This window comes from Wolbachia endosymbiont (group B) of Camptogramma bilineatum (assembly GCF_947251825.1).
Taxonomy (GTDB): Bacteria; Pseudomonadota; Alphaproteobacteria; order Rickettsiales; family Anaplasmataceae; genus Wolbachia.
This window is the reverse complement of the sequence record NZ_OX366391.1, coordinates 1,493,427-1,515,125: the sequence shown is the minus strand read 5'-3', so window position 1 is coordinate 1,515,125 and position 21,699 is coordinate 1,493,427. Positions and strand designations below refer to the sequence as shown.

The 21,699-nt window shown below is 33.1% G+C and carries 20 protein-coding genes and 1 tRNA gene; 5 read left to right on the top strand and 16 right to left on the bottom strand.

Annotated features, from left to right (window positions below; genetic code table 11):
- Nucleotides 1-2: 2 nt before the first annotated feature.
- Complete coding sequence (locus tag OPR44_RS07715) at nt 3-737, bottom strand: hypothetical protein (protein WP_264377617.1); 735 nt, start codon at nt 735-737, stop codon at nt 3-5.
- Nucleotides 738-921: 184 nt separating this feature from the next.
- Between OPR44_RS07715 and OPR44_RS07710 the strand changes: the two genes are divergently transcribed.
- Together OPR44_RS07710 and OPR44_RS07705 are read left to right on the top strand one after the other, a co-directional pair.
- Nucleotides 922-2,298: a UDP-N-acetylmuramoyl-tripeptide--D-alanyl-D-alanine ligase gene (locus tag OPR44_RS07710; protein ID WP_264377618.1), complete on the top strand. Its 1,377-nt coding sequence runs from the start codon at nt 922-924 to the stop codon at nt 2,296-2,298.
- Between the two features lie 33 nt (nt 2,299-2,331).
- Nucleotides 2,332-3,297, top strand: a complete 966-nt coding sequence (locus tag OPR44_RS07705; protein WP_064085471.1) for a complex I NDUFA9 subunit family protein — start codon at nt 2,332-2,334, stop codon at nt 3,295-3,297.
- Nucleotides 3,298-3,305: 8 nt separating this feature from the next.
- Here the strand turns inward: OPR44_RS07705 and OPR44_RS07700 are convergent.
- The 4 genes from OPR44_RS07700 to rpmF all read right to left on the bottom strand — a co-directional run bounded on the left by OPR44_RS07700 (nt 3,306) and on the right by rpmF (nt 5,699).
- Nucleotides 3,306-3,379: transfer RNA gene (locus OPR44_RS07700), tRNA-Arg, on the bottom strand.
- Nucleotides 3,380-3,521: 142 nt separating this feature from the next.
- A complete protein-coding gene (locus OPR44_RS07695) occupies nt 3,522-4,478 on the bottom strand; it encodes a beta-ketoacyl-ACP synthase III (protein WP_264377619.1) in 957 nt (318 codons plus the stop codon).
- Nucleotides 4,471-5,508 carry a phosphate acyltransferase PlsX gene (gene plsX / locus OPR44_RS07690; RefSeq protein WP_010405337.1) on the bottom strand — a complete coding sequence of 346 codons (1,038 nt, stop codon included), beginning with the start codon at nt 5,506-5,508 and terminating at the stop codon, nt 4,471-4,473. The genes OPR44_RS07695 and plsX overlap by 8 nt, the downstream gene beginning before the upstream one ends.
- Before the next feature lie 8 nt (nt 5,509-5,516).
- The gene (gene rpmF / locus OPR44_RS07685) at nt 5,517-5,699 is read right to left on the bottom strand and encodes a 50S ribosomal protein L32 (RefSeq protein WP_006014434.1); all 183 of its coding nucleotides are present in this window, start codon (nt 5,697-5,699) and stop codon (nt 5,517-5,519) included.
- 234 nt (nt 5,700-5,933) lie between these two features.
- On the opposite strand from rpmF, the gene OPR44_RS07680 reads away from it, so the two are divergent.
- Nucleotides 5,934-6,716, top strand: a complete 783-nt coding sequence (locus tag OPR44_RS07680) for an MlaE family ABC transporter permease (RefSeq protein WP_029237671.1) — start codon at nt 5,934-5,936, stop codon at nt 6,714-6,716.
- Complete coding sequence (locus OPR44_RS07675; protein WP_265014859.1) at nt 6,709-7,410, top strand: ABC transporter ATP-binding protein; 702 nt, start codon at nt 6,709-6,711, stop codon at nt 7,408-7,410. Before OPR44_RS07680 ends, OPR44_RS07675 begins: the two co-directional genes overlap by 8 nt.
- 259 nt (nt 7,411-7,669) lie before the next feature.
- On the opposite strand, the gene ffh is transcribed toward OPR44_RS07675, so the two are convergent.
- From ffh to rseP, 8 genes are all read right to left on the bottom strand, one after another.
- Nucleotides 7,670-9,013, bottom strand: a complete 1,344-nt coding sequence (gene ffh, locus OPR44_RS07670) for a signal recognition particle protein (protein ID WP_264377620.1) — start codon at nt 9,011-9,013, stop codon at nt 7,670-7,672.
- Entirely contained in the window at nt 8,998-10,557 is a 1,560-nt protein-coding gene (locus tag OPR44_RS07665) for a proton-conducting transporter transmembrane domain-containing protein (protein WP_265014858.1), read from the bottom strand. The genes ffh and OPR44_RS07665 overlap by 16 nt, the downstream gene beginning before the upstream one ends.
- Before the next feature lie 627 nt (nt 10,558-11,184).
- Nucleotides 11,185-11,589 carry a hypothetical protein gene (locus OPR44_RS07660; RefSeq protein ID WP_265014857.1) on the bottom strand — a complete coding sequence of 135 codons (405 nt, stop codon included), beginning with the start codon at nt 11,587-11,589 and terminating at the stop codon, nt 11,185-11,187.
- An 85-nt stretch (nt 11,590-11,674) separates the two neighbouring features.
- A complete protein-coding gene (locus OPR44_RS07655; protein ID WP_265014856.1) occupies nt 11,675-14,488 on the bottom strand; it encodes an FAD-dependent oxidoreductase in 2,814 nt (937 codons plus the stop codon).
- A 45-nt stretch (nt 14,489-14,533) separates the two neighbouring features.
- Nucleotides 14,534-14,965, bottom strand: a complete 432-nt coding sequence (gene fabZ / locus OPR44_RS07650) for a 3-hydroxyacyl-ACP dehydratase FabZ (protein ID WP_264377624.1) — start codon at nt 14,963-14,965, stop codon at nt 14,534-14,536.
- A gap of 4 nt (nt 14,966-14,969) precedes the next feature.
- Nucleotides 14,970-15,530: an OmpH family outer membrane protein gene (locus OPR44_RS07645; protein ID WP_264377625.1), complete on the bottom strand. Its 561-nt coding sequence runs from the start codon at nt 15,528-15,530 to the stop codon at nt 14,970-14,972.
- Entirely contained in the window at nt 15,531-17,864 is a 2,334-nt protein-coding gene (bamA, locus tag OPR44_RS07640) for an outer membrane protein assembly factor BamA (protein WP_265014855.1), read from the bottom strand. It lies immediately after the preceding gene.
- 7 nt (nt 17,865-17,871) lie between these two features.
- Nucleotides 17,872-18,987: an RIP metalloprotease RseP gene (gene rseP, locus OPR44_RS07635; RefSeq protein WP_262986220.1), complete on the bottom strand. Its 1,116-nt coding sequence runs from the start codon at nt 18,985-18,987 to the stop codon at nt 17,872-17,874.
- Between the two features lie 100 nt (nt 18,988-19,087).
- On the opposite strand from rseP, the gene OPR44_RS07630 reads away from it, so the two are divergent.
- A complete protein-coding gene (locus tag OPR44_RS07630; protein WP_010404229.1) occupies nt 19,088-19,354 on the top strand; it encodes a succinate dehydrogenase assembly factor 2 in 267 nt (88 codons plus the stop codon).
- Here OPR44_RS07630 and OPR44_RS07625 read toward each other — a convergent pair.
- The 3 genes from OPR44_RS07625 to OPR44_RS07615 are packed head-to-tail and all read right to left on the bottom strand — an operon-like array spanning nt 19,332 to nt 21,643.
- Nucleotides 19,332-19,649, bottom strand: coding sequence for a cell division protein ZapA (locus OPR44_RS07625; RefSeq protein WP_010404232.1), 318 nt, complete (start codon nt 19,647-19,649; stop codon nt 19,332-19,334). The genes OPR44_RS07630 and OPR44_RS07625 overlap by 23 nt on opposite strands.
- Before the next feature lie 43 nt (nt 19,650-19,692).
- Entirely contained in the window at nt 19,693-19,971 is a 279-nt protein-coding gene (locus OPR44_RS07620) for an HU family DNA-binding protein (protein ID WP_010404234.1), read from the bottom strand.
- Between the two features lie 19 nt (nt 19,972-19,990).
- A complete protein-coding gene (locus OPR44_RS07615) occupies nt 19,991-21,643 on the bottom strand; it encodes a 30S ribosomal protein S1 (RefSeq protein WP_264377627.1) in 1,653 nt (550 codons plus the stop codon).
- Nucleotides 21,644-21,699: the final 56 nt, after the last annotated feature.

Here is a 21,699-nt window from a genome sequence, read left to right as displayed (position 1 = left end):
ATTTATTTCCCCCTACCTCTTATGCTTTCGCAACTTTCAAAATCTTGTTTAATAGCTTTTTGCCAATTATTTAAAGTTTTCTCTGATGACTTTTCTTTACCTATAGACCTTATAACTTCTTGTGACTGTTGCTTTTTACTATCGTATCCACTATACAACTTTTCTGCAATATCATACAGCAACTTTCGGTCTGTGTGAACTTTAAACTCTCCACCAGTAATTTTTGCCAAATTTTTGAGATCATAATCAATTTTATTATAAATTCCTTCAAGAGCGTACTTTTTCATTACTTTTTCGTCTATACCTGGATTTTTATCTTTTATTTCTTGGATAATCTTCTCAACATCAACTTCAATTACAATTTTGTTTTCTTCTCTAAAAATAGTTATATTTGGCAGATCTTTCCTTATTTTATCTAATTTCTCTGGACTCAAGTAAGGTATATCCCCCGTTAAAGTTCTTGACGCTAAAAAACTTACCTTACCTTTTTCTTGTTTTGTTATTTGTATGCCAAGGTACTTACTAGCTTCTGTGGTTTTTATAGGTGGGTCATATTTCTCTTCTTCTTTAGTTACATCACTCACAGCCTTTTTTAATGAAACTTTAGCATCATGCTTCATTTCATCAATTGAAGCAAACGGTTTCTTTATAGGATAAATAAGTGCTTTAGGCACAAGAAAAAACACGCCTTTTATCTTAGCCAAAATAGACTTTTTATTTGACTCATCTTTTGCCATACATACCTCCAAGTCACTTTCTACAATCAGATAGTAAGATACACCCAATTATAGACGAAAATATTTAAGCTTGTATATCTATTATAAGATGAAATTATAGAGATAGCAATCATTATTTGTACATTACCAAAGTATGTAGTATTTTTGCTGCTTTTCTTGTTCAAATTACCTTTAAAGATAAATTATGTTAAAATGGAACGCAAATAATATTATCGATGCTACTGGCGGAAGAGGGGAGGGTGTTTGTAATTCGTTATATAGCTCAAATATTTCAACGGATACAAGAAGCATAAAAAAAGGTGATTTATTTATTGCTCTCAAGGGAAAGAAATTTGATGGGCATGATTTTCTACATGAAGCATTTTTAAAAGGAGCTGTTGCTGCGGTAGTAAGCGAAGATAAATATAGAAATTTTCCTCTAATTATTGTGCAAGACACTCTAAAAGCTTTGCATAACATGGCATCATATTACATTAGAAATGTTCTTGTTAATGCTAAAGTTATTACAATTACAGGTAGTGTCGGGAAAACGACTACAAAGGACATGCTGCACACTGTTCTATCGCAATATGGAGCGTCTTATGCAAACAAAGATAACTTGAATAATAATATAGGATTACCTTTTACTATTCTAAAAGTCCCCAAAAACTGCCAGTACTTAATCCTTGAAATGGGAATGAATAGAGCTGGTGAGATAAAAGAGCTATCGAAGATTAGCAATCCGGATATTGCAGTTATTACCAACATCGAACCTGCGCATGTTGAAAATTTTTCATCTCTACTTGATATTGCGCAAGCGAAGTTAGAAGTCCTATGTGGTATGAAAAATAATGGTACTTTGGTTTTGAACAAGGATAATAAACATTATGATTATCTTTTATCAAATGCTGACAGAAATGTAGTGAGCTTTGGTAAGAATGAAAGTGCTACTGTTTGTTTGTTAGACCTAATAAGAAACGATAGCGGTATAAATTTAAAAATTAAACCGCACAACGGTCAAATTATAAACTGTAATTTACGTTTGCGGGGTGAGCATTTTACATACTCTGCATTAGTTGTGACAGCAGTTGTGCAAAGTCTAGGACTTGATTTATCGAAATTACCACTAGCACTTGAGAATTTTACTGTAACAGAAGGTAGAGGTAATGTTCATCAAGCTAAATACAATGGAAAATTAGTACATTTGATTAACGACTCCTATAATGCTAACCCTACTTCAATGAAGGCTGCAATAAGAACTTTAGGTACATATTCTAATTTAAGAAAAGTGGCACTACTCGGCGATATGTTAGAACTTGGTAATGAAAGCATAGTATTTCATACAGAATTGCTTGACTCTATAGTAGAACAAAATGTGAATAAAGTTCATACAGTTGGTAAATTTATGTTAGAATTGAATAAACTTTTACCGGAGAATATAAAAGGCATGCATTTCGATGATTCTAACCAATTGAAAAGTAATTTAGCTAATATTGTTCAAGGTAATGATGTAATTTTAGTTAAAGGTTCTCATGGAATGAGAATGGACCTTATAGTGCAGGAATTCACAATAGAATATTAAATAAAACTATTGTATTAATTTAAAGTTAAGTTATTGGAAGTTTTAACTGTGATAAAACGTATAGTTATTTTTGGTGGAACGGGATTTATAGGAAAACACATCGTAAGACGCTTGGCAGCGGCGGGGTATTTAATAAGAATATTTACTCGTGATCAGGAAAAAGCTGCTTGTCTAAAGTTATGTGGCAACTTAGGGCAAATATCAATCCTTGAAGGAGATTTTTTTAATGAAAAATCAATTTTAGAAAGTATGGAGGGGTGTGATGTTGTTATAAACTTAGTAGGAATATTATATGAAAAAAGAAAATACGATTTCTATACAGTTCATGTTGGAATAGCTGAAAGAATAGCAAAAGCTGCGCAAATAAAAAATGTATCCATGATGATACATTTTTCTGCCATGGGAATAGAAAATGATAAGTTATCAAAATATGCCCAAAGTAAATTGAAAGGTGAGAAAGCTGTAGCTTCGGCGTTTCAAGGAGCAATGATAATTAAGCCCAGTCTTGTATTTGGTAAAGAAGATAATTTCTTTAATAAATTTGCAAGATTAGCAACAATTCTTCCTTTTTTGCCGTTGATCGGTAGTGGAATAACGAAGTTTCAGCCGATATGTGTAACAAACTTAGCTGAAGTGGTATACCGTATTATCAGCTTTAATAAGCAAGATAAAAAAATTTATAATATAGGTGGATCAAAAGTTTACTCTTTTAAAAGCTTATTAAAGTTTATTCTGAATGTGACTAACAGAAAGTGTCTACTGATCAATGTACCTTTTCCAATGGCAAGATTGATAGCCTTTTTCTTAGAAAGTAAAGTTGTTTCTGTGCTGTTAAAACCTATAACTGGAGATGCAAGCCCTATACTTACTCGAGATCAGGTGAAAGTTATGATGAGTAGTTCAATCGAAAAGTCAGATGATCTCGAAACAATGAAAATTAGACCACTAGCAATTGAAAATGTGGTACCAGAATACTTGAAAATTTATAGAAAGCATTGATAGAAGAATGTGCCCGGTAGGATTCGAACCTACGACCCACAGCTTAGAAGGCTGTTGCTCTATCCAACTGAGCTACGGGCACACATCATATATAAAATGCTTCTTAGTACACGTGAAGTCAAGTATTTCTTGTGAATATAATGTTTGTGATAATATCTCAAAACTTTGTCAGTACAGCATGTAACGATAAAACTGAGAAAAAAGAAGCGTGGGTAATAGGAAGTCTAATAGCGCAGTAACACAGAACCCCAGGCTAAACCTGCACCTATTGAAATCAGCAATATCAGATTTCCTGACTTTATTTTTGATTCTTGTACTGCATAGTCTAAGGCTAGTGGAATTGACGCTGCTGAGGTGTTTGCATGCTTATCAACTGTATTAATTACTTTTTCTATAGGAAAATCTAATTTCTTTACTACTGCTTCAATAATGCGAATGTTTGCTTGATGGGGAATTAACCAGTCAATATCAGTAATCTTTAAACTATTGCATTTTAGAGTTTCCTCTACTGAGGCTGTTAATTTCTCTACTGCATGTTTAAACACTTCTCTTCCATTCATAAGTATCTTTCCAGAATCACGAGTAGAGGATATTCCTCCGTTTGTACATAATAAGTCCACATTGCCATCAGAGTGTAAGTTTGTTGATATAATGCTACTGCTACTCATTTCTGATTTCATTATCACTGCACCAGCACCATCACCAAAGAGTACACAAGTTGACCTATCTTCCCAATCAACAATCCTAGACATTATTTCAGCACCAATAACAAGCGCGTATTTAATTCTATCGTTAGACTTTATAAGTGAATCAGCAACTGTAACTGCATATATAAAACCAGAGCATGCTGCCTGTACATCAAAAGCAAATGCGTTTTTACACTTTAATTTACTTTGTATAATCGTTGCACAGCTAGGAAAAGTTTTGTCAGGTGTTGTTGTTGCAACTATGATCAAACCAATTTCATCTATTGAAATTTTCGCTTTTTCTATAGCATTTTTCGCTGCATTAACAGCTAAATCTGACGTTAGTTCTCCTTCATCTGCTATATGTCTTTGAACTATTCCTGTTCTTTGCCTTATCCATTCATCGTTTGTTTCAACTATCGATGCAATTTCGTTATTACTCAAAATTTTTTTTGGTAGGTAAGAACCAGTGCTCAATATGAAACTTTTATTCAATATGACTTACCCCGTTAATTATCTTCTGGTTTAAATTTTCACTGATTGCATTTACTGCAAATTTTATAGCGTGAGCAAAAGAAATAGCATCAGAATTTCCGTGGCTCTTTATAATGATACCATTTAGCCCTAAAAACATAGCTCCACTTCTAATTTTAGGATTAAAACGCTCTAATGCTTTATTTAGCTTGGGTTTCAACAATATGCCGACAAGCATTTTTGTCATCCATGAATTAAATACTTCCTGTTTTATTAGACTGATAAAAGTACCAGCAGTTGCCTCAGCTGTCTTGAGCATTACATTACCAACAAAACCATCAGCAACAATTACGTCTATATTACCATCTAAAAATTCACTTGCCTCTATATATCCTTTGAAGTTAATACTTGGAGCATTTTTGAGTAACTCAAAAGCTCCTCTTACTGAGTCAGTACCTTTCACTTCTTCTGTACCAATGTTTAGCAAAGCGACTTCAGGATTTTCAACTTTTAATGCTATTTTTGCAAATATACTCCCCATTAATGCAAATTGAAATAATGAGTCAGTATTACAGTCAACATTTGCACCAAGATCAAGCAATGCAAAGCTTTTTGTCTTAGTTGGACAGACAGATGCAATAGCAGGACGATAGATATTGGGTAATGTTCCTAAAATAAATCTGGAGATAGCCATCAATGCTCCAGTGTTGCCTGAAGACACCATTCCAAAAGCTTTACCTTTTTTCACTGCTTCAACAGCTGCCTTCATACTTGAATCTTTGCGATGTTTCAGTGCAAAAGAGGGTTTATCATTTGGAAGAACATTATCAGAGCAATGGGTAAATTCGGAGTTATCGATTACTTTTTTGTATTTTGAAAGCAAAGGAGATATTTCTTTCTGATCTCCATAAATATGAAAAAAAACTTCAACACCTGGATCAACAAGATTATCCAAGAAAAAACTAGCACCCTGAATTACGGAAAGAGGTGCAAAATCCCCTCCCATAGCATCAAGTGCGATAACTATGTTGTTGTTGACCGTGGGTAACATATCATGAGTTACTCCGCCTTTTGTTTAATGAAAACACGTTTTCCTTTGTAACTATTGTCAACTGCTATGTTATGAGGCAACATGAATTCTCCAGTTGTTGCACATACCACAATATTCTTAGGTTTAATAGCATGATGAGAACGATGCATATTACGCCTTGACTTTGACTTTTTTCTCTTCGGAACTGCCAAAACTTACTCCAATTCAATTATATAACACAATTTATTAGTAGCATGTTTTTTACAAGAAGTAAATAGCGAAATAAGTAAGGTTTTCTTATACAATTCAGTCTTATAAACTTAAACTCAAGCATTTTGATCAAAGTATATTGAACTTAAGATATATCTTGACTATACTCTGCGATAGAGTTAATAAAAATTTTAATAAAATCAGTAAAACTAATTTTTAGCTAAGATAAATGCAAAGTGAGTTCCTTTGATGTAAACAGTGTTAGAATAATCGGTAGGTGCTTTATCAACTTTCTGTTGAGGCTTGGTAACGCATTTGTGTTTTTTATTCAATCTCTATACCACTGCTTTGTGCCACCATATTATTTTAGCAATGTAGCAAAACAAATTATAGAGATAGGCTTTTTCTCTTTACCAATTGTTGGGCTCACTGGAGTTTTTATAGGAGCGGTGATAGTTTTACAAAGTAGCTTAAGTGGTCTATTGATTAATCAAGAACAAGTAGTACCTAAGCTTGTTACGATCACTATCATTAAAGAGTTAGGGCCAGTTTTGATTAGCTTAATAATGGTAGGAAAGGTTGGGTCCTCAATTGCAGCAGAAATTGGCACGATGCGCATCACTGAACAAATAGATGCACTTACAACTTTGGACATCAATCCTTTCAAATATTTAATTGCACCAAGAATTCTAGCGTCAGTTATAGTATTTCCAATACTTACAGTATGTGCAGATCTAATAGGAATATTTGGAGGGTATGTCACCGCAGTCTTTGAATTTAACCACAATTTAAATATATACATAAAATATACAGCTCAATTCTTTAATATAAACGATTTTGTTGTTGGGCTAATGAAAGCGACTGCTTTTGGCGCTATAATTTCTGTTTCAAGTTGTTATTACGGTTACCATTGTAGAGAAGGTGCACGAGGAGTAGGTGTTGCTACAACATCAACTGTTGTTTTTTCGTCCATATTGATCATTTTAGCAAACTACTTGATTACTTTGATACATGTATAGCCCCATAATATCAATATTGAACCTAAGCTTGTCTTTTGATGATAGAACGATATTAAACAACATAAGTTTTAATATATCGAAGGGGGAATCATTAGTCATACTTGGCGGCTCAGGAAGTGGTAAATCTGTATTAACAAAAATAATCATTGGATTGCTAAAACCAGACTCAGGGTCTATTAAAATAAATAGTGAAAGCAAAAATAAATTTGGAGTCTTATTTCAAAATTCTGCTTTATTTGACTACGTTACAGTGTGGGAAAATATATCTTTTAATTATAAAAAGCGCTTTAATATCAGCGAAAAGGAGGCAAAACAGCTAGCAATCGAGAAGTTAAATGATGTTGGACTGGAGGAAAGCATAGCAGATATGTTTCCAATCGAGCTATCAGGCGGAATGAAAAAAAGAGTAGCACTTGCAAGGGCGATTGCGCACAATCCAGAAATTATTGTATTGGATGAGCCAACTTCAGGATTGGACCCAATTATGTCAGATATGGTAAACGAGATAATAATAAAATTATCTAAAGACTTTAACCCTACAATTATCACGATTACACATGATATTCATAGTGTATTTAAAATAGCTGATAAAATAGCAGTATTATACGAAGGGAATATTATCTACCACGGAACTGTCCAAGAAATACAAAATACTAATAACGAATATATAAAAAAATTCATTCATTATATATAGCTATAGGTTTACAAACGATATTGTGAATGCCATATCTACCCTAACTTGAGCTACTGACAATTGTCGTTCTGTTACTAGTGTAGTGCCACGGTGGTATGGTGTGTTAGCTATAAAACAACGCATTAAATATAGCTAAAGTAACTTATATCAACTTTTATTATTATGCCAATTCCAACTGCGGAAATTTATTGAATTTGTTACTTCACTACTCAACAGCAATTACAACTGATGATTTTATTTCATTCTACTACCTGCTGATTTATTTTCTGCTCAGCATATCCATTAAATCAGATTCTTTGAGTTTATTATGATCAACTTTACTGAATTTATTCACCATAGAGCTCATTTGATTGTACTGCTTAATTAGAAGATTAACGTCAGTTACACTTGTTCCGGACCCCTTAGAAATTCTAAGTCTTCTTTTGCCATTTAAAATATCTGGATTTTGCCTTTCTTTTTCGGTCATTGAGTTTATGATGGCTATATATTTTTTCACTTTATTGTCGTCTGGCACACTGCTACTTAGCTTTTTTGTGAATGAACTAGGGATGAATTTCATTATGTTGCTAATGCCATCCATTTTACTCAGAGTTTTTAACATTCCCACTAGGTCGTTTAGGTCGAATTTACCCTTTTTTACTTTCTTTTGTAACTTATCAATTTCTTCCTGACCAACAATCTCAGCAGCTTTTTCAACCAATGATACAACATCACCCATGCTAAGTATCCTTTTTGCAATTCTATCGGGATAAAAATCATCGAGGTCACTTAATTTTTCACCACAAGCAATAAATTTAATTGGACAATCGGTGATCATTTTCATAGAAAGAGCAGCACCACCACGTGCATCACCATCAACACGGGTGAGAATAATGCCGGTTACACCTATTACCTCATTGAATGATTTGGCAATGTTGACCGCATCCTGGCCTATCATTGCGTCGGCTACTAAAATAACTTCTGCAGGTGAAGCTATTTCCTTTACGGCTTTCAACTCATTCATCATATTATTGTCAATATGAAGCCTGCCTGCGGTGTCTAGTATTAATACATCATAATTATCGTTCTTTGCTGCTGCCAGTGCCCTTTTTGTAATTGCAATAGGCTCCTCATTTATTACTATAGATAAAGTTTGTACGTCTATCTGTTTACCCAGCACCTCAAGTTGTTTCTGGGCAGCCGGCCTATAAATGTCTAAAGAGGCAAGCATCACTTTTTTCTTTTGCTTTTTTAGCTTTAAAGCAAGCTTTCCTGAGGTAGTTGTTTTACCTGCACCTTGTAAGCCCACCATCATAATCACAGCAGGGGGTTTAACTGCTAGATTTAAGTCACTTTTCTCTGATCCGAGAACTGCAACTAAATTATCCTGCACAATTTTAATTATCATTTGTGCTGGAGAAACACTTTTTATGACTTTTTCCCCAATCACTTTATCTTTAATGTCGTTGATGAATTTTTTTGCAACTTCAAGTGAAACGTCAGCTTCAATTAAAGCTATACGTATTTCACGCATGGCAAGATTAAAATCATTTTCAGAAATGATCGACTTTCCTCTCAGTTTACTAAATACAGAATTTAAACTTTCAGTTAACGATTTAAACATAATAGCATTAGTAGAATACTCATTAAAAAGAGAGAAGAAGCTGAAACAAAACTTACTGAGTTATAACTTATCACTTCTTTAAGTTTAGTAATATTATTAAAGTATAAATTAGTAAGTGAATTAGTCAAGTTTTGCAGTACGTTGGCAGACATTTCTCTCACTTTAAAGACCAATTGATTGAACAGCAAGACAATATAGGGTACGAAAGCTCTAAAAATCCAATCAATATCCATTTTAAAATTTATTCTTGGGTAAAATAACTTGCGTAAAGGAATAAACAATAAAGTGGTACATAATAACAAATTAAATTGCGACAAAATATTTTTTGTGTTGTACACAAAATCGAAAATCGAAAGGTTATTGTAAATAGGCAAGTAAGGGTTGCCAGCAATTATACATATGAATGCTAAAATAATCATTGTTATTCTACCTTCTTTCCCTTCTGAAGGTTTGGACTTGCTTTTAGCGATAAATATGTAATAGAAAAACTTGAGCCCCACGCTTAAATAAAGCAGTAAATTTAGAATCTTGTATAAATTTTTATACACTTCTAAATTAGCACCACTTGCTTCAATCTCGGCTGTAATGTATGATTTGCTAATAAATCCAACGGTTCCAGGAAATGCAGCCACTGTGAATATCGCAATTATAGCACACATGCCTTCGACTGACATCAATTTACCCACTCCATTAAAACTAATTGTTTTTGTCCGCGAAATAATCGCATTGCTAACCACAAACAATAATGATTGATAAACAAGAGAGAAAATTATGTGTAGCATCAAAATTGGTATTGCCTTTTCCGAAGGGCTGAGTAAACCTCCTGCAATAATCAGCAAGCCCATTTGTCCTACAACATTATAGCATAGAAATCTACGAATATTTTGCTCAAGAGAAGCAAATATAATGCTGTAAATTACAGTGATGGCGCCTACAAGTGCTAATATTTCAGTACAATCTTGCCATAGGGTGTAAGTGTGTAAAAGCATCACTAAAAAAGAGACTTTAGTGGTAAATAAAGAGAGATATGTAGTGCCATGTAGTGATGCAGCAGGATATGCATCAACAACCCAAAACGAAAAAGGAAAACAAGCGCAGTTTATCAATAAACCCAAAATTATCAGGTTAGTGCTTTGAAGTGCCAATCCTGCTGTCAATATAACTCCAACCAAAAAGTGTACACAAGCGTACCTTATTGCAGATCCACTATCTCTACAGCTAGCTGCGATAATAAAAAATGCACTGATGGTCATTAATTCAAAGAATATTATAACCAACATTATCTGCTTGGATAAAATTGCACAGAGTGAGCAGGTAGTATAAGCAAAAAAAGATAGCATCTCTGAAAAAGTCAAATTTTGTGTTGGTAGAACAGCTAAAAATGCAACTGATAAAAAAGATATTAGTACGATACGAAAAGATAAATCAAAATTTAGAACTGGATGAGAGCAATTCAGTGTAGTACCTAAATTTTTAGGTAATATTAGGACTATCACTATTAATGTAGTCAACAGAAATAGCAATAAAAATTTATAAAGTTGCACAATGATGTAAAACAGTATGGTTTATGCTACCTCAACATACAAATAAAATCAATTTGCATATTAACCACTAGTTAAGCTAATTACCATATAATTATATCAGGGTTTAGAAGGTTATAGAGAAACCGGTCAGATTAGGTTTTTAATCTAATCTGACCGATAGCTTTAATAGTGAGGTAAGCTTTAATATAGCACTCCTAATTCACAGTGCTACACTCGTGCATAATTTATTTTTAATTTGTGCACGAGCGTTAGTAAATTATTTACTTTTTGAAATAAAATTTGGCATCAATTCAATATCCAGAACTTCAGTAAGTCTGATAGTTGAGAGTGATTTACTTTCTTTGTTTTAAGTATCTGCATAAATCTAATGGAGCTGCCAGTTTTCAATGCACTCATTCGACTTTTATGCTCTTCGCAATATTTGATTCTATTAAAGAATTCTTTGCTAATCTAGTCTTTAACGCTTTTTTTAGATACCGCCGCGGTGTCTCAGCATAGATTCCACTAACACGTAGCGGAATCTTAAATTGTTTTATCTATAGATCCCTGTATCAAGTACTGTAATGACGGCATTCGAGTAGCGGACACTGGAATCAAGAAAGCTCTTTAGTAGCTGTATAATGAAAATTAGATCATAAAATCCTCTGACAGCATATTCTGTGTTTTACCGTCATCCATAACTGTGTAATCAATATCATATTTATCGAATTCATTGTGCATCCTAGTGAAATGTCCTTTATCATGATCCAAAAGAACACTTACGTATTTAAAGCTATCATTAAAAAGATCATTATAAATTACTGGAGATTGAACTGTGTAGGATTTTGTACACTCATCTTGACCGTTATTATCTTTACAAAGGGACATTTTTCCTGTTTTGCCAGTATCATCTTTAGTAGAAATAAGAAATTTCATACCTACGTCTTCGTTTTTTGCTATAAACTCCTTACACTTTCTACTTTTTGCAGAACATGGTCCTATATCTATAGAGTAGCTTTCTTTTGGAAGTGTGAATCTTAACTTATGTGTCATAATACTACCTTAATAAAAATCATTATTATAGTATAGATTTATTAATAAATAATATACATTATAGTATAATTAGTACAAAATAGGTTTAACCAATCTCAGTAGGACTGCCAGTTGGACCCATAAGAATTATTTGTTCACCTTTTTTAAAACATTTACATAAATTAGTGGAACCGCCAGTTTCAAGCACAATAGTAGAAATAAATCCTTTTTTTTTGTCTACTTCAGTGCCGGTTACTGCTATACCTTTCATAGTGAGGTGAGTTTTTCTGCTATTGGTTTCAAAATTTTGCAACCTAAAGAATTGTCCAGGTTTAAAATTCTTTGCCGCAAGTGGTGCTTTGATCACTATTTCCACAACTTTGTCTGTTAAATATTGAACTTTTATAACCTTTGCAGTGAATTGCTCTTTGATTCTATTAAAGAATTCTTTGTTAGCTTGACGGAACAGCGTCACTCCAGCGCGTGACGCTGGCTGATTAGCTGTTTGGATCACTCCACTCAAAAGCTGAGAAATAATAGGGTAGCCGTTCTTAGCACTTGCCATAGCTTTCACGACGCTGCCGCTATACGAAGGGTGAAGATCACCAAAAAAGCTGATTGTTTTATTGCCTTGCTTATACACTAATATTCTATCTTTATTTTGCATTTTAGGAGAAAATATTGGGTCTATTTCTTTTCCTGATGAATTCAAATGAGTAAAATACCCATTACTTAATTTAAAATGCTTTTTATCTTCTGTTGCAATAACTGTATTTGGCTCAGTACCTGCTGCTATAAAAATAGAACGTGCTTTTATACATTTGATTTCGCCGGATTTTGTGTCTATCAGTTTTATTGACTCAGCATGGTTATATTTATCTGTCACAACTTCAACTGGCTCTAAGTTTTCAATAAAGTAAATCCCTTCTGATAATGCGTTTTGCACCTCTTCGCTATTTAATCGATAACTTGGCGAGTCTTTCAGCTCTTTTCTATATACAACTTTCACTCCCCCAAGACTCTGCATTAACTCTAATATTTTTATTTCTCTACTTTCTTTTTTTGCTAATTCTTGCTCTGCTTGGATCAACTTTGCGTGCGATATGAGCTCATTCGCAATTTCGTGCTCTTCTTCTGTCCAATCTTTTTCAACACAGTCCTTTCCATACTTATCAACTAATATCTCATAACGAAGTAGAAATTTGTCTACTTGAATTGGATAATACGCTAAAGCTTCAGTGGCAGTGTCAATCGCAGTAAGCCCCGCACCTATAACAACTATCGGCATACGAACTTGCAGATTTGCTATAGAATCAAATTTAAGAGCGCCAGTCAGTTGTAACGACATAAGAAAGTCAGATGCCATGCGCACTCCACGAGCTAGCATGTTTTTTATTTTGATCATTCGTGGCTTACCAGAGCCAAGTGCCAGGGCAGTGTGATCAAAACCCAAGTTGAATGTGTCATCAACGGTTATCGTACCTCCAAAACGAATGCCTCCATAAAGTGCGAAATTCTCACGTCTTTCCAGCAAAAGTCTAATGATTTTTAGATAATTTTTGTTCCATCTAGAGGTTATGCCATACTCTGCTACTCCACCAAATCCACCAGCTGTGCGTTCACTTAGTTTTTTATGCTCGAAATCTTTAATTAGCTGAAAATTATCGATCAAAGGTTCAATCTTTAGTCCATCAATGGCGATAACGTTATGCCCATCGTTTAATAAATGATGAGCTAAATTAAAACCCGCAGGACCAAGCCCTACAACTAGGACGTTTTTTCCTGTGTTTCCTTTTGGCAATGGACGCTGAAAATTTAAAGGATTCCAACGGCTAAGCAGAGAATATATTTCAAATCCATACGGTAAACTGAGCACATCATCTAGAATCCTTGTTTCAATCATTGGCACATTTACAGGCTCTTGTTTCTGATATATGCATGAGTTCATGCAATCATTGCATATTCTGTTCCCAGTAGCTGCACATAATGGGTTATCTATTACCACAATTGCAAGGCTTGCTATGCTGTACCCTTCGCTTTTCACCAGATTCATTTCTGATATTTTCTGTTCTAGTGGACAGCCGTGCAATTCAACTTTGAGTGGGGACTGTTTAAAGGTATTGTCGTTATTACTTAGCCCCTTTGAACAACTGTCCTTATTTTGCTTATGACAAAATATGCAGTAATGAGCATTATCCAATGCTTTATTCAAACTCACCTTTTCACTTGTCAGATCAAAACCATGTCGTCTTTTTGTTTTGCTTGAATACAATACCTCAACTTCGTCTACTTCTTTTTTGAAGAACGATACGAGATTTTCGTGATCAATTTTTCTGTGAATACTAAAAAGTATACTCTGTTTATTTTTCACTCTCCACGCTGCATATTGCGCTGCAAGTTCTATTTCTTCTTTGTGATCCTCTTTATTTTCCAACCAACGCATCACCTGCTCAGCAAAATTTTTTTCTGTTGTTGATAGGGCAAGAAAGCGATTTAATTTGCTGGTAACATAATCAATATCTATATCTGCTATATCAGTGTACTTCTTTAATGCATAGCGTTGAACAAATAACCTTTTACACTTATATATTGCAGCAAAGTCGTTGTGCTTTTTCTTTAGCTCCTCTGCTTCTTTTCCAATATTAAAAAGTTTTGCAATAAATTCATCAAGTAAATATGAGAGGTCTATTATTAACTGACTATCTGTCATTTGAGTGGCCAACATTGGTTGTTCTATGGATCCCAGTGTTAAGCACTGGGATGACATCAAAGAAGAAGCTGCTTTTTCTCTTGCTTCAATTAATGAACAAAACAAGCTTTCATCGCACGATTTTATATAATCTAAAAACGTCTCATCTAATTTTATTAATCCACTACAAGTGTATAAGTTTGAAAATGAGATTTTGAAATTCAGTTGCATTGTTATACTATACAGTGTACATACTGTTTCTTACAGATGAAGATTTTATTTGTCTTGCAGTCTTGCTAAGATTGTTGCTTCTGCAGCTTTTTCTTTCCCAACATATGCAACACACTCAAATTTGCATGCACCCAAACACGCACTTTTTATATTGGATTGAAGAACCAACGTGTCCCCTGGAATAACTGGTCTTCTGAATTTTGCGTTTTCAATAGACATAAAGTAAACAACTTTATTTTCTATTGTTTCTTTACCGAGGACACATATAGCAGATGCCTGAGCTAAAGACTCAACTATCAAAACTCCTGGCATTATCGGATGGCCAGGAAAATGACCAATAAAAAATGGCTCGTTGAAAGTCACATTTTTGATTGCTTTTATACTTTTACCAGGTTCGCATTCTATAACCCTATCTACTAAGAGAAAAGGATAAGAATGTGGTAGTATTTTTATAATATCACTGATATTAAATTGCATAAGCCTACTCAATGCTTTGCAAAGCAAATTCAGGTATTTCCTTATTTACATTTTTTAATACCACATCTGATAAATCAACCTCATCCATAGAGTATAGAACTTGGTTCTTTTTTGAAATAAATAGTACTAAATCTACATTGTTTTTTTCTGCCGTTCTTTTAGCCACTTCTTTTATTTTGTTAAAGACACTTTCTACTGCTTCTCTATAGTTTTCTTCTAAATGTGACATTTTCTTAGCGTAATTATCCCTAACGCTTACAGTGTACTTACTAAATTGTTCCGTCTTTTCTTTTTTTGCTTCTTCTGACAAAAGGTCAAATTCTTCTTTCGATGGCTTAAATTTTTCTAACTCATTTTCAAATTCTTGCTGTAATCTAGAATTCTGCTCCTTTATTTGTTGTTGTATATTTTGCAGAGCCAGAGATTCGTTGATAACTTTGTCACTATCAATAATGGCAGCCTTTGTATTAATCGCGCTCTGAGGTTGATACCCTACAAACTTATACCCTACAAATAAGGAAACAATTAAGGCAATGACTGATGTAAATAACTGTATATATTTCATTCAAATCCCCGCTTCAATAGAAATTTTAACGTTTGGTGATGGTATTATATCATAAGTTTCCTTTACTAAAGGAAACCCAAAATCTAATCTAAGTCTACCAAAAGGAGAGGGCATTGAAAAGCCAAAACCTGCTGATACTCTTATAAGCTTACTATCGTAATATTTTCCACTATATATCTCCTTTTCATCTAAACCAAAAAGTGTTGCGTAGTCAACAAATAGTGAGCCTTTGATACCAGCATAGTCATATAATTTAGATAGTGAAAAATCTACTTGCTGTGTTAAATTAAAATAAGTTTTGCCTCCCAATGAGCTTTTATTTTTGTCTTCTGCTCTTGGTCCAATGCCGGAAAGGTCAAATCCTCTAATTTCATTACCCCCTTTAAAAAAGTGCTGGCCAATATTTAGCTCTTTATCGGTATAAGAGAAAATATGACCTGCTGCTATTTTAAAGCGCAATGTTATATCATCATCAATTTTTCTTAGTATAGGGCGTGTATAAAAAGACAAAAACTCAGATTTTAGGAAATTTACATTTCCTCCCAATCCTGAAATATCCTGATTTAAGCGCAACAAGTACCCCTCCTTTGGAGTATATAGATTATCCAATTTATTGTACGCTAACGTGTATCCAACTGATGAGATCTGATACTCACCTTTTTGATCTCTTATTATCTCAGAGATATCCTCATCTTTTCCACTCTTATTGTCCATATGTATATGGTTATATTTATAAGAATAGCGAATAGAGTTGGTTAGATTTTCTAAAATTTTATAAGATAATTTTACTGTTCCTCCCCAGTCACAAGTATCAAAAGTGGTGTTTGGCTTATCTTGTTTTTCATAAAATATACCTACGCCTAATGACGTATCAGAATCGTTAAAATTATTTTCAACAGCGTCTATACTAGTAGAAAGAACATATTGACTTTTTTCAAGAGCAAAAGATACCTCTTTACCACTACCAAATAAATTACGATCTGTGAAATCGGTTTTAACAAATACTCCACCAGGAAGAGACATGCCACCTGTTAAAGATAACGAGGCAGTTCTTTTTTCTTTGACATTTAAATCAAGATTTACTGCATTTTCATCCACTATATAACTATTTATTTTTACTGTTTCAAAAAAATCGCTATATATAAGTTTTCTACGTGATTTTTGAATCTCAGATGTGTTATATGCGTCGCCTTCTGCCATGCTAAGTTTTCTTCTAATTACTTTATCTAAAGTGCGGTCATTGCCATCAATAGTAATTTGGTTTATATAAATCTTTTTACCTGGTAGCACTTTGTAAGTTACATCCACAATATTGTTATGTTGTGTATATTCTGGATTAACTTTTGCAAATATATATCCTTTTTCGTTTAAATGTTTACTTATTTTTTCTGCTGTATTGTTAATTTTAACTCTATTAAATATTTGATTATTTTCCTCTTTGATAAATTCTAATATTTCTTCCCTTAAACTTAAATCCTGAATCTCAGTTTCAATATCAACTTCATTATTTCCAAATAAGTATTGCTGCTTTTCATCAATCAAAAAAGTTAACTCTATTTGGTTGTTATTATCAACCTCAACAATTGGTTGGATATTATTTTGAATATATCCCTTAGATGAATAGAAGCGATCAAGCAGTTCTGTGTTAATCAGTAGATATTGAGGTGAATAATGAGTTCCGCTTTTAAAAATGGCTCTAAATAACTTACTAAATATATCATTGCTATGCCTTTTGATAACTTGCTCTAGCTCATTTGCTGAAAAGCTTTTATTACCTATGAATCGTAAACCCTTAATTTTAGACGTTCTTCCTTCTTTTATCTTAAAAATTAGGTTTATCCTATTGCTACCGAGCTTATCTAGCTCATATGCAATTTTAACACCAATTTTACCACTGTTCCTATAAAGAGTAGCTAGATTTATTAAATCGTTTTGTAATTTTGTTTCAGTGAAAATAGTTAGTGATTTTGACTGGATAACGTTATTTAGCAACTCTTTACTGTTAAATAACTTATTGCCTTTCAATATTACTTTGTTAATCAATGGATTCTCATGAATTTTTACTACTAAGTTTTTTTCATCATCGATATAGGCGTTAATACTAGCAAATAACTTTGTTTTATATAAATCTTTTATAATTGAATCTACATCATCATCATTTATATGACTACCTGGTTCTAATTTTGTATAAAACCTTATTGTTTGATCACTTACTCGCTCATTGCCAATATACTTAATATTTTTTATCTGTACTTTTTCTTTATTTTCTAGAGCAACAAGTAGAGTGGGAAAAGAAATAACTATTATTATTAGTATGTGAAATAACTTTTTCATATGTATCTTAAAAAAGATGCCTAATATCATTTGTGATTGCAACTGCCATCAACAAAAACAGTATGGTAGCACCAAAAGTGACTGCATATTTTTGATATTTCAAACTCAAATCTCTACGTATAACTGCTTCTATAATATAATGAAATAAATGCCCACCATCTAGTAGTGGTATTGGCAGCAAGTTAATTGCAGCTAAGTTAGCTGAAATGATTGCCATAAAATATAGAACCATAATAAATCCCTTTTTGGCTGATTGCCCTGAATATTTTGCGATTTTTATTGGCCCACCTATTTCGTTTATACTCCTTTTACCAACAACAATTTGAAAGAGTGCTTTGATTGTTAAACACATAGTGTGGTAGGTTTCATTCACTGATAGGCTAGCAGCTCCAAGAAAAGATGACTGTTTCAACCCTATCATATTAATTGAGGTAATTCCTATAGTTTTTCTTTCTATTATGTTACCAAAGACATCTCTATCCTCAACTGTAAACGGAGTTAGAATAGTTCTGTACTCTTCGTTATTTCTGCTATACTTAATTTCTATTCTTGTTTCAGGGTTGGACATTATCACGCGTGAAATATCTTCAAAGTATTTTATTTTGTACTCATTGATCTGTGTAATAGTGTCACCTGGTAATAGGCCAGCTTGCTTTGCTGCACTTTCTTCAATTACATTACCAATTACTGGTGGAGTACGATAATAACCTGCCACGCTGAAAAATATTGTGAAAGCTATAACGGTAAATATCATGTTTGCAAAAGGCCCTGCAAAAACTATTGCTGCTTTTTGATATCGAGGTTTTGTATGGAATGAGTATAATTTTTCTTCTTCAGTTAATTTTTGTTGATCAACAGGAACGCTTGCTGCATTAGTATCCCCTAACATTTTAACGTAGCCACCCAATGGAAAGGCACTTAATTTCCATCTAGTTCCAGACTTGTCGTTAAAACCAAAAATTTCAGGACCAAAGCCTATAGAAAAAGATTCAACTTTAACCTTGCATGCTTTAGCGACAATATAATGCCCACATTCATGCACGAATACTATGATAGAAATTATTAAAGAAAACGATAAAAAATAATATATTCCAGCGCTAAGTTGATGAGAAATTAATTCCACCTATGTTTTAAATCTTAATCAAACGTTGAGTATATTAAAATGCGCCTTGCTTGACAAGTATTTAGTTTAGTCTTTAAATTAAAAAAAAAGTTTAATGACAATGATAGATATCTCCTTATTAAGAAGAAAACTGATGTATAGGAGTTGGCATAGGGGTTGTAAAGAAACTGATATACTTCTAGGGCATTTTGCATTGAAATATCTTGATAAATTTTCCTTAAGTGAACTAATTGAATACGAAAAAATAGTTGATCTTGATGATTGCGAATTATATTGTTACATCACTCGTAAGAAACTTCTCCCCCCTGATTTGAGTAGTGAGGTAGTCGATTTGATTGCTTGCTTTAATCACTTATGCACCCAATAATCTTGTTTACCCTATCTAATACTTCAGCATATTCTACTCTTTTTTCCTCCCTATACTTTTTGCATTCTTGATTTATTTCGTCTAATCGCTTTGTTAATTCTAAAATTTTGTCTTCGAGAGTCAATGCTGCAAGTAAGAAATTTAATGCATCTGAGCCCTTACCTCCAGTTCTTTGAGATATGGAGCTAACTAGCTTGTTGAAGCTATTAGCAAGTTGTAATAAATGGTCCTTCTTTTTACTTTCGCAAGATATTTTATATGTGTTATTATGTATAACTATTTCTACTACTTGCATATGATGCTATATTGTACAACTTTCAGATTTACAATATAGATTTTTATTCATTTATCAAGAGGGATAACTTTTTACTGCTACGAAAATAAGTTTTAAAGTATTGATGTTTTGCAACCTTCTGTGACGTCAAATTACTTGCTTCTTTCAAGTTATAGCTTCTAATTGAAAAAGAACCAAACCCCCTGATTTCAACTCTATTATGATATTTCAACGTGTTTGAAAACACTCGAAAGAAACTATCAACTATGTCTGCTATAATGACCTTATCTAACAAAAGGTGTTTTTTTGCCACTTTTGCTATTATATCAGATTTCGTTGCCATTTATATGAAGCACAAGAAGTTATTTGGCAGATAATATTATATTATATTTTTCAACACCTACTACTTCAACTTGTATTTTTTCTGATATAGAAAACTTTTTATTTTCTGGTAAATGCTCTTGATCTACTAAAAGGGTTACATTGTTCTCAACCTCAACGATCAGACCATTTTCCTCTCTCTTACTTACAGTAACCTGAATTTTATCCCCTACTTTAACTTTCTCTATCAGTTCTTCAAGAGGATCATACTCTATTTGCTTTACTCCAAGATAAATTCTTGTCCGATCTACGTTAGCCCTTATCACTTTTGCTTCTATTTCATCACCTACATTATACTTTTTTATCTCATCTGAATTGTTTTTCGACCAACTTAGATTTTGCATATAAATTGTTCCTTCTACGTCCTCAGATATCTCAGAATTATCAAAAGTCACAGATATTTGTGAACCATTGTTGCTTTTAACTTTACCAGAAACAATAGAACCAAGAGGATATTTATCAATAAATACTTGCCAAGGATTCTCTACGCACCTTTTTGTGCTTAAACTCATCTTATTTTTAATAATGTCAATACCGAGAATTTTTACATCCACTTCTTGTCCTATTGTTACAAAACTACTGATTGGTAAATTACTCTTGCTCCAAGTTATTTCTGATGAGTGTACCAAACCCGCAATCCCAGGTTTAATCTCAACAATGAATCCACAATCTTTTATACCCGTTACACATCCTTTGTGTACGCTGTTAATTGGACATTTTGACTCTAGATCTTGCCAAGGATTGTCTCCTAATTGTTTTACACCCAGGGAGATTTTTCCATTTTCTCTATCTATTTTTATAATTTTAGTTTTTATATGCTGACCATAAGAAAAAATTGCAGATGGATGACTTACATTACTCCAAGAGATATCTGTAATATGTAGCAGCCCATCTATAACTCCCACTGTATCTGATTCATGAATGCCAACAAATGCACCGTAGTGAGTGATGCTTTTTATTTTGCCTTCTACTACATCACCTTCATTTAAAGATTCTAAAAACTTAATTTTTTCACCAGCATGCAATTTCTCTAATACCAGCTTTCTTGATACTACAATATTCCCCTGCTTCTTATCCATTTTAAGCACGATGAATTTTTGTTCAGTTTCAATAAGGTGATTAGCATCTTTTATTTGCTTCAAATCCACATGACTCAGCGGTAAAAACGCACTTATTCCATCACCAAGATCAACAATAAAACCGCATTTAATTGAGCGTTTAATGATTCCTGTTACTTCATCTTTTGTAACTGCGCTTTCTTCCAATTTATTCCATTTTTCGTCTCTGATTGCTTTCTCACGACTAAGAACAACATTACCATGGTAATCTTCAATTCTTTCAACATAAACTCTAATTTTCGAGCCAACAGTGATATCATCATTACAACTGAGCTCCTTAATCAGAATTCTTCCGTCTGACTTTAAACCAACATCAACCACAATATCATTAGAATTTCTTCTTGTGATTATACCTTCTACCACATCTCCTTCTTTGATTTTGTTAGCAAAAGAATCTTCACAAAAGTTATTATCTTGATTATCAAATTGATCTTGAAATATCTCTTCTATGAACCTATTTGATGATAGCCTCTTGATAGCAACTGTACTTTCCATACCTTTTAATTTTAACTTCATTAGAACTCATATATTATATAATATTAATAATTAGTGACAAGTAAATTCTCATTAAT

Excerpts from the sequence above, each read along its gene's own strand:
- OPR44_RS07715 (WP_264377617.1), bottom strand. The coding sequence starts at position 737 with ATGGCAAAAGATGAGTCAAATAAAAAGTCTATTTTGGCTAAGATAAAA.
- OPR44_RS07710 (WP_264377618.1), top strand. The coding sequence starts at position 922 with ATGTTAAAATGGAACGCAAATAATATTATCGATGCTACTGGCGGAAGA.
- plsX (WP_010405337.1), bottom strand. The coding sequence starts at position 5,508 with ATGTTACCCACGGTCAACAACAACATAGTTATCGCACTTGATGCTATG.
- OPR44_RS07675 (WP_265014859.1), top strand. The coding sequence starts at position 6,709 with ATGTATAGCCCCATAATATCAATATTGAACCTAAGCTTGTCTTTTGAT.
- ffh (WP_264377620.1), bottom strand. The coding sequence starts at position 9,013 with ATGTTTAAATCGTTAACTGAAAGTTTAAATTCTGTATTTAGTAAACTG.
- OPR44_RS07660 (WP_265014857.1), bottom strand. The coding sequence starts at position 11,589 with ATGACACATAAGTTAAGATTCACACTTCCAAAAGAAAGCTACTCTATA.
- OPR44_RS07655 (WP_265014856.1), bottom strand. The coding sequence starts at position 14,488 with ATGCAACTGAATTTCAAAATCTCATTTTCAAACTTATACACTTGTAGT.
- fabZ (WP_264377624.1), bottom strand. The coding sequence starts at position 14,965 with ATGCAATTTAATATCAGTGATATTATAAAAATACTACCACATTCTTAT.
- OPR44_RS07645 (WP_264377625.1), bottom strand. The coding sequence starts at position 15,530 with ATGAAATATATACAGTTATTTACATCAGTCATTGCCTTAATTGTTTCC.
- bamA (WP_265014855.1), bottom strand. The coding sequence starts at position 17,864 with ATGAAAAAGTTATTTCACATACTAATAATAATAGTTATTTCTTTTCCC.
- OPR44_RS07630 (WP_010404229.1), top strand. The coding sequence starts at position 19,088 with ATGATAGATATCTCCTTATTAAGAAGAAAACTGATGTATAGGAGTTGG.
- OPR44_RS07625 (WP_010404232.1), bottom strand. The coding sequence starts at position 19,649 with ATGCAAGTAGTAGAAATAGTTATACATAATAACACATATAAAATATCT.
- OPR44_RS07620 (WP_010404234.1), bottom strand. The coding sequence starts at position 19,971 with ATGGCAACGAAATCTGATATAATAGCAAAAGTGGCAAAAAAACACCTT.
- OPR44_RS07615 (WP_264377627.1), bottom strand. The coding sequence starts at position 21,643 with ATGAAGTTAAAATTAAAAGGTATGGAAAGTACAGTTGCTATCAAGAGG.